At 46.5% G+C, this 2,608-nt stretch carries 3 protein-coding genes; all 3 read left to right on the top strand.

Annotation, left to right across the window (positions count from 1 at the left end):
- The first annotated feature begins 99 nt into the window (after window positions 1-99).
- The 3 genes from tnpA (at window position 100) to tnpC (ending at window position 2,484) form a co-directional block, all read left to right on the top strand.
- Window positions 100-435, top strand: coding sequence for an IS66 family insertion sequence element accessory protein TnpA (gene tnpA, locus FYJ65_RS09375; RefSeq protein ID WP_154555062.1), 336 nt, complete (start codon window positions 100-102; stop codon window positions 433-435).
- Window positions 422-775: an IS66 family insertion sequence element accessory protein TnpB gene (gene tnpB / locus FYJ65_RS09380; protein ID WP_154555063.1), complete on the top strand. Its 354-nt coding sequence runs from the start codon at window positions 422-424 to the stop codon at window positions 773-775. Before tnpA ends, tnpB begins: the two co-directional genes overlap by 14 nt.
- A gap of 98 nt (window positions 776-873) precedes the next feature.
- On the top strand, window positions 874-2,484 hold the full coding sequence (tnpC, locus tag FYJ65_RS09385) for an IS66 family transposase (RefSeq protein ID WP_154555064.1): 1,611 nt from the start codon (window positions 874-876) through the stop codon (window positions 2,482-2,484).
- Window positions 2,485-2,608: the final 124 nt, after the last annotated feature.

The following is a 2,608-nucleotide window of genomic DNA, read 5'->3' on the forward strand; positions in this document are numbered from 1 at the left end:
TTTGTAACCGGTAAACCACCCGTGCCTTCCCTGAATCCTTGAAAAACCGTAAAATACCATATACGGGTTTTCAAGGATTTTTAGTATGGGAGGAAATGTATGAACAAAATGGTCAAAATTCAGCATCAGCAATGGGCACGGGACTTAGACGATCAGAGGCGAAGCGGATTAACACAGCGTGAGTGGTGTCGGATTCACGGAATCAGCATTCACACCTTTGAATATCGGTGCAGGATTGTTCGGCAAACGATGGAAAATCTGCTGTCGGAAAAGCAACCTTCCGTTCAGTTTGCAGAATTGGATGTTCAGCCGAGCGTTCCAGAAACATCCGGTATTCGTATTCAGGCTTTGGGGATTTCTGTAGAATTCTTTCCAGATGCAGATTGCAATCAGATTAAAACTGTGATGGAGGTTCTTTGTCATGCTGCAAAGTAGTCGTTTTAAGAGAATCTACATTGCTTGTGGATACACGGATTTAAGATATGGAATTGATGGACTGGCGGCAACCGTTCAAGAACGATTCGATCTGAATCCTTTTGAGACAGACATACTGTTCCTTTTCTGTGGAAGACGAAATGACCGAATCAAAGCTTTAGTCTGGGAGGGGGATGGATTTCTGTTACTGTACAAAAGGCTGGAAGATGGAAAGTTCAAATGGCCCCGGAAGACGGAGGATTTGGAGGAAATTAGCGAAGAGCAATTCCGGTGGCTGCTTACCGGGCTTGATGTAAATCCCGGCATTCGCAAAGTGGTTCCGCCGAACTGGGTGCTATAGGCATCTTCTATTTTTGCCCCTAAATACATTGCGTAAAATGATGGATAAAAAAGGCCGAAAGGCTTTTTTTGCTTGGGCAAAATTGGTATAATTAACCCATGGAAAAGTACACGAAAGAACAACTGAATGCAATGGACAAGGAAGCGTTAGTTCAGCTTCTATACAACACTCAGCAGCTGCTGGAAACATTGGTGAAACAGAATCAAGAACTCACGGAAACGATAGCACTGATGAATCAGCGACAATTCGGAAGGAAAAGTGAGAAGAATTTGGTCACGAAAGACCAGATTACCATTTTCGACATGGGCGTCAATGAAGCGGAAGTTACCGCCTCTGGTCAAATTCCCATGGAACCATCGATGGAAACGGTGGTTGTCCAGGAACATAAGAGAACCAAGAAGAAAGGAAAGCGTGAGGAGGATTTATCTCGTTATCCGGTGACTATCGTTCGACACGATCTGGATGATGAAGAACTCCGGGAGAAATTTCCGGAAGGATACACCGCGCTCCCCGATGAAGTGTACAAGAAACTGGAAGTAAAGCCGGCAACCTTCATTGTAAAAGAACACCACATTGCGGTGTACAAAGGAAAAAACGGCAAAATTGTTAAGGGCGAACATCCCAAAGAAATGCTTTCCAATAGCATCGCCTCGCCATCACTTGTAGCCTTCATTATGAATGCCAAGTACACCAATGCCGTGCCGTTATACCGGCAGGAGCAGGAACTGGAAAGAAATGACATCCGAATCTCCCGGCAAAATATGGCTCACTGGGTCATCACCGCTGCGGAAAGATATCTGTCGCTTCTATGGGATAGATTGAAGAAGGAAATTACCTCCTGTTCTGTTGTTCATGCGGATGAAACGCCGGTATATGTGGTCAAGGATGGACGAGAGGGAATGCACAAAAGCTACATGTGGGTGTATCGAAATGGCGGACTTCAGGATAACCATCCGGTAGTCCTCTATGACTTCCAACTAACGAGAAAGAAGGCGGCCCCTGGAAAATTCCTGGATGCTTTTACCGGAACATTGGTGACGGATGGATACCAGGTATACCATTCGCTGGAGAAGGACACTGAAACCCAGTTCAAAGTGGCCGGATGCTGGGCTCATGCCCGGCGAAAATTCGCCGATCCCGTGAAAGCCATGGGGCTAGAGAAGGCGAAGAACACGGTGGCCTATGAAGCTTTAGGACTAATCCAGTACATCTACCGGCGGGACAACGAACTGAAGGATTTGAAGTCCGGTGAGAGAAAACGGAAACGAAAAAGCCTAATTCGGCCGCTTGTGAATGATTTCTTCCGATGGATTCGAGAGGTGCAACCGCAGGTCAGCCGCACCTCGGAAACGGGAAAGGCACTAACCTACTGCTTGAATCAGGAAGAATATCTTCGGGTATTTCTGGAGAATCCGGAAATACCGATGGACAACAATGCGGCGGAGCGAGCTATTCGGCCGTTCTGCGTTGGAAAGAAGAACTGGAAATTAATCGACACCATCCACGGAGCCGAAGCCAGTGCCATCATCTACAGCATTGTGGAGACCTGCAAACTCAACAATCTGAATATCTTCTACTACATCTCGCATCTGCTGACCGAGATTCCGAAACACATGGATGATACGAATCTGGATTTCCTGGAGGACCTGCTTCCATGGTCGGAGAAGCTTCCGGAAGAATGCAAAAAGCGGATTGCCGAGATGAAATAGCCTTGCCAGCAGCGATGCTGGCCTGGTTGAAATACAGAAAACAAAGAACGAGGAATTCTCGCAAGAGGTTCCTCGTTTTCTTTTGTTCTTTGTTTGTAAAGGCACGGGTGGTTTACCGATTACG

The organism is Mogibacterium kristiansenii (genome assembly GCF_009695905.1).
GTDB lineage: Bacteria > Bacillota > Clostridia > Peptostreptococcales > Anaerovoracaceae > Mogibacterium_A > Mogibacterium_A kristiansenii.

Excerpts from the sequence above, each read along its gene's own strand:
- tnpA (WP_154555062.1), top strand. The coding sequence starts at position 100 with ATGAACAAAATGGTCAAAATTCAGCATCAGCAATGGGCACGGGACTTA.
- tnpC (WP_154555064.1), top strand. The coding sequence starts at position 874 with ATGGAAAAGTACACGAAAGAACAACTGAATGCAATGGACAAGGAAGCG.
- tnpB (WP_154555063.1), top strand. The coding sequence starts at position 422 with ATGCTGCAAAGTAGTCGTTTTAAGAGAATCTACATTGCTTGTGGATAC.